This window comes from Shewanella sp., assembly GCF_051658185.1.
In the GTDB taxonomy this organism is placed as follows: Bacteria; Pseudomonadota; Gammaproteobacteria; order Enterobacterales; family Shewanellaceae; genus Shewanella.
Genome location: NZ_JBOFMC010000175.1, coordinates 1 through 5,159, shown reverse-complemented (window position 1 = coordinate 5,159; position 5,159 = coordinate 1). Strand labels below are relative to the sequence as shown.

Sequence of the window (5,159 nt, the reverse complement as noted above, 5' to 3'; positions counted from 1 at the left end):
AGCCTGTCGCCGTGGAGAATGGCATTCCAACCGAGTGTGCTCGCCAGATGACCCGCCTGCACCGATTGCAGCAGCAGACTCGATCCAAAATACAGACTTTGGCTGAGATCCAGTAGCAGTAATATCGGGCGCTCTCGTTCTTCTACAAAAAGTTTGGTGTGGGTTTGACCGGTGCGGGCGGTTACCCGCCAATCGATTGTGCGCACATCATCACCCAGCTGATAGTGGCGCACTTCGGCAAACTCCATGCCGCGTCCTTTGATCAAACTGCTGCGATGGCCTGCAAGGTTGGCGCGGGCGCGGCTATTGCGCTCGGGCATTGCCTTGGCAATCGTCTGGCATGCAAGCAACTCTTTTTCAGTTAAATGTAAGCCATCGGCAAACAGCGGCAGTACTGGGGCGCTGCGGGCCTCTTTCGCGGTGTCAATCATACTCGTTCACCCTTTACCTCAGAGTTAAGGAACTGCCACTTGACTCAAAATATGATCGATCACCTGATCGCGACTCACGCCTTCAGCCTGTGCTTGGTAGCTAAGTAACAAGCGATGGCGCAGGACATTTGGAGCCACCGCTTGAATATCTTCCGGCGACACGAAGTCTCGCTCGTGTAACCACGCACGGGCGCGGGCGCAGCGCTCTAGCGATATGGTGGCGCGGGGGCTTACACCGTATTCAAGCCATTGCGCTAACTCGTCGCTGTAACGGGCGCACTCGCGGGTCGCCATAACGATTTCAACGATATATTTTTCAAGAGGTTCAGCGAGGTAGATTTCCATCGCCTCATCCCGGGCGGCAAAAATATCGGCTTGGGCGATTGGCTCTGTGGTCGGCAGCTCGTGGGTCAAAGCCTCTTTACGGGATTGCCGTAGGATCTCCAGTTCAGTCTCGCCACTGGGGTAATCCAGATTTAAATGCATTAAAAATCGGTCGAGTTGCGCCTCCGGCAGGGGATAGGTGCCCTCGTTTTCTAAGGGGTTTTGGGTTGCCATCACTAAAAACAAGGCAGGCAGTTTATAGCTGGTTTTCCCTACGGTGACTTGGCCTTCGGCCATCGCCTCTAACAATGCCGATTGGACTTTCGCGGGCGCGCGGTTGATTTCATCGGCCAGAATGAGGTTGTGGAAAATCGGCCCGGCTTCAAACTCAAAGCTGCCCGTTTGAGAGCGATAAATGTCTGTCCCGGTTAAATCGGCGGGCAGCAGATCCGGGGTAAATTGAATACGGTGAAAATCCCCTTCCACCCCATCACACAGGGCTTTAACGGCGCGAGTCTTGGCCAGTCCTGGCGGGCCTTCAACTAATAAATGGCCATTGGCGATTAATGCAATCAGCAGATTTTCGGTCAAAACAGGCTGGCCTAATACCACCTTATTTAGGTAAGTGCGTAGTGCATGGAAGCGACTCAAAGGCATGATGTTACTCGTTTTCTGATGTTTAAAGACAGTCTGGGCTATAGACAACGGATATGGTAAAGAATTCCCTAAGGGTTTGGCTAGTGTTAAAAAAACAAACAGGTGTTTAAAACTTGCTGACAAGAAGTTAGAATCAGATCACATTTTGATGGTCAGACCTGTTCTTGAGCTTTTTATCCCATAAAGAATAAGGTCATTCAGGTTAAATCGATAGCGCCGACTGAAATCTCTCAGTGATAGCGCACATAAAGAGGGTGACAAATGAGTGATAGACAGCAGGTAAGGAATGCCAGAGGCGAGCGGATCGCGTTTGTGGGGGGTTTAAGAACCCCATTTGCCAAGCAAGCGACCGCATTTCACGGCGTCTCTGCGCTCGATATGGGCAAGATGGTGGTGAATGAGTTGTTGGCGCGCTCAGAGTTGGATCCCAAATTGATTGAGCAGTTGGTCTATGGCCAGGTAGTGCAAATGCCTGCGGCGCCTAATATCGCCCGTGAAATTGTCCTCGGCACTGGCATGCATGTCGCGACCGATGCTTATAGTGTCACCCGTGCCTGTGCAACGAGCTTTCAATCCGCCGTGAACGTGGCTGAATCCATCATGACAGGTAACATTGAAATAGGCATTGCGGGCGGCGCTGACTCTTCTTCTGTATTGCCGATTGGCGTGTCAAAAAAACTGGCTCATGCCTTAGTTGATTTAAATAAAGCGCGTAGTTTTGGGCAGAAATTGCAAATTTTTAGGCGGTTAGGCATTAAAGATTTGCTGCCAGTGCCCCCAGCCGTGGCGGAATATTCTACCGGTTTATCCATGGGGCAAACCGCTGAGCAGATGGCCAAAACCTACCATATTAGCCGCGCCGATCAGGATGCCTTGGCCCATCGCTCCCATACCTTAGCCAGTCAAACCTGGGCTGCAGGCCACCTGCGTGATGAAGTGATGGTCGCCCATGTACCGCCTTATAAGCAATTTATCGATCGCGATAACAATATTCGCGAAAATTCCGTGCTTGAATCCTATGCCAAGCTGCGCCCCGCCTTTGATAAACAGCATGGTAGCGTGACGGCGGCCAATAGTACGCCGCTGACCGATGGGGCATCTGCCATTATCTTGATGAGTGAAGGCAGGGCAAAAGCCTTAGGTTATCAACCCATTGGTTATATCAAGAGCTACGCTTTTACCGCGATTGATGTGTGGCAAGATATGTTAATGGGTCCCTCTTACGCCACCCCACTGGCACTGAAACGGGCGGGGATGGAGCTAGCCGATTTGACTTTGATTGAAATGCACGAAGCCTTTGCGGCGCAAACCTTAGCCAATATGCAAATGTTTGCCTCGAAAAAGTTTGCTGAAGAAAAACTGGGGCGTAACCGCGCGATTGGTGAAATAGATATGAGCAAGTTTAACGTACTCGGTGGCTCTTTGGCCTATGGACATCCCTTTGCGGCCACTGGCACAAGGCTTATCACCCAAGTGTGCCGCGAGCTGAAGCGCCGAGGAGGGGGCACGGGCTTAGCCACCGCCTGCGCAGCAGGGGGATTAGGGGCGGCAATGATAGTAGAAGTGGAGTAATGGGCATGGAAAACACCTTTAAACTAACCCGCCGTGATGACGGTATTGCGATTTTGAGTATGGATGTTCCTGGCGAAACCATGAACACCCTCAAAGCCCAATTTGGCCCTGAAATTAGCACGCTCCTCACGCAGATTAAGGCCGATCCCCTGATCCGCGGCTTAGTGTTGATCTCGGGTAAAGCGGATTCTTTTGTGGCGGGCGCCGATATTTCGATGCTTGATGCCTGCAACACCGCGGAGGATGCCAAAGCCTTATCTCAGCAAGGACATGTTGTTTTTAATGAACTGGCGTCCCTGAATATTCCGGTGATTGCTGCCATTCATGGTGCCTGTTTAGGTGGGGGCTTAGAGCTGGCATTAGCCTGTCATCAGCGGGTGTGTAGTGATGATGGCAAAACGGTACTAGGGGTGCCGGAAGTGCAGCTTGGGCTGTTACCGGGCGGCGGCGGTACTCAGCGCCTGCCGCGACTCGTGGGGATCACCACGGCGCTGGATATGATGCTGACGGGCAAACAAATTCGCCCTAAACAAGCCTTAAAGATGGGCCTAGTCAACGACGTCGTCCCGCAGAGTATTTTGCTACAGACCGCCATTGAAATGGCTTTAGCGGGCAAACGCGCTGGACACTCGGTTAAAAAGTCACTGCTTAATCAGTTGCTTGAAGGGACAAGCCTAGGACGAAATCTGATTTTCAACCAAGCTTTGAAACAAGTCGCCCAGAAAACCCAAGGTAACTATCCCGCGCCAGCGAAGATTATCGACTGCGTGCGACAAGGTTTCGCCAAGGGAATACAAAAAGGGTTGGAGGTGGAAGCCAGCCATTTTGCACAATTAGTGGTATCACCGGAATCACAAGCGCTGCGCAGTATTTTCTTTGCAACCACTGACATGAAGAAGGAAAGCGGAGCCGAGGGCGCTGTGGCGCGTAAAATCACCAAAGCGGTGATCCTCGGTGGCGGTCTTATGGGCGGCGGTATCGCCTCGGTGACCACCACTAAGGCGAAAATCCCTGTGCGGGTAAAAGACATTAATGAAAAGGGGTTAAGTAATGCTTTAGCCTACGCCTATAAATTGTTGGATAAAGGCGTAAAACGCCGCCATATGACGCCTGCGGTGCGTGACAATCTGATGGCGCTGATGACCACCACCACTGAGTATACCGGGGTGAAGGATGCCGATATCGTGGTGGAAGCGGTATTTGAAGATTTAGCCCTAAAACATCAAATGGTGAAAGATATTGAGCGCGAATGCAGTGAACACACTATTTTTGCCTCAAATACGTCGTCGTTACCGATTAGCCAAATTGCCGAGGCGGCGACGCGTCCGCAAAACGTCATTGGTTTGCATTATTTTTCCCCCGTTGAAAAAATGCCCTTGGTAGAAGTCATCGCCCACGCCACAACCTCACCAGAAACCATTGCAACCACAGTGGCCTTTGCTCGCAAGCAGGGTAAAACGCCAATTGTGGTTAAAGACGGTGCAGGATTTTATGTGAACCGCATCCTTGCGCTTTATATGAATGAGGCCGCGCAATTATTGCTAGAAGGGCAAAGTATTGAGCATCTTGATAAAGCGCTCGTAAAATTTGGATTCCCAGTGGGGCCAATAACTTTATTAGATGAAGTCGGTATTGATGTCGGCGCTAAGATTGCCCCGATTTTAGAAAAAGAACTGGGTGAGCGTTTTAAAGCCCCGGCAGCTTTTGACAAGCTGTTAAAAGATGACCGTAAAGGCCGTAAAAATGCGAAAGGTTTTTATCAATACGGCCAATCTAGCAAGCAAACGAAAGCGGTAGATCAAAGCGTATATGCTGTACTGGGGATTAAGCCTGGTAGTGATAAAGATCCTAAGGCGCTTGCTGAGCGCTGTGTGGTACAAATGCTCAATGAAGCGGTGCGTTGTTTAGATGAGGGCATTATCGCCTCGGCCAGAGATGGTGATATTGGGGCGATTTTTGGGATTGGTTTCCCGCCGTTCCTTGGCGGCCCATTTCATTATATTGACCGCCTCGGTGCGTCAAAGGTTGTGAACATGCTTGAGGGCTACCAGCGACAATTTGGTGACAGATTTGCCCCTTGCGCACGCTTAAAAGCCATGGCAGAGGCCAATGAGTCGTTCTTTTGACGGCCAGTGAGATAGTCACAATTTAGGCCTGCGCGAAGGAGTGGCATCG

General features: G+C 51.0%; 4 protein-coding genes. 2 read left to right on the top strand and 2 right to left on the bottom strand.

Annotated features, from left to right (window positions below):
* Window positions 1–431 (bottom strand): DUF58 domain-containing protein (locus ACRCZA_RS07190; RefSeq protein ID WP_438673772.1); only part of this gene is annotated, 431 nt, incomplete at its 3' end.
* A gap of 24 nt (window positions 432–455) precedes the next feature.
* Window positions 456–1,412, bottom strand: a complete 957-nt coding sequence (locus tag ACRCZA_RS07185) for an AAA family ATPase (RefSeq protein ID WP_438673771.1) — start codon at window positions 1,410–1,412, stop codon at window positions 456–458.
* A gap of 261 nt (window positions 1,413–1,673) precedes the next feature.
* Here ACRCZA_RS07185 and fadI point away from each other — a divergent pair, with 261 nt between their 5' ends.
* Complete coding sequence (gene fadI, locus ACRCZA_RS07180) at window positions 1,674–2,984, top strand: acetyl-CoA C-acyltransferase FadI (RefSeq protein ID WP_438673770.1); 1,311 nt, start codon at window positions 1,674–1,676, stop codon at window positions 2,982–2,984.
* 5 nt (window positions 2,985–2,989) lie between these two features.
* On the top strand, window positions 2,990–5,110 hold the full coding sequence (fadJ, locus tag ACRCZA_RS07175) for a fatty acid oxidation complex subunit alpha FadJ (RefSeq protein ID WP_438673769.1): 2,121 nt from the start codon (window positions 2,990–2,992) through the stop codon (window positions 5,108–5,110).
* The last annotated feature ends 49 nt before the right edge of the window (window positions 5,111–5,159 follow it).

Bases quoted from the DNA above. Each gene is read 5' to 3' on its own strand.
- fadI (WP_438673770.1), top strand. From the start codon at position 1,674: ATGAGTGATAGACAGCAGGTAAGGAATGCCAGAGGCGAGCGGATCGCG.
- ACRCZA_RS07185 (WP_438673771.1), bottom strand. From the start codon at position 1,412: ATGCCTTTGAGTCGCTTCCATGCACTACGCACTTACCTAAATAAGGTG.
- fadJ (WP_438673769.1), top strand. From the start codon at position 2,990: ATGGAAAACACCTTTAAACTAACCCGCCGTGATGACGGTATTGCGATT.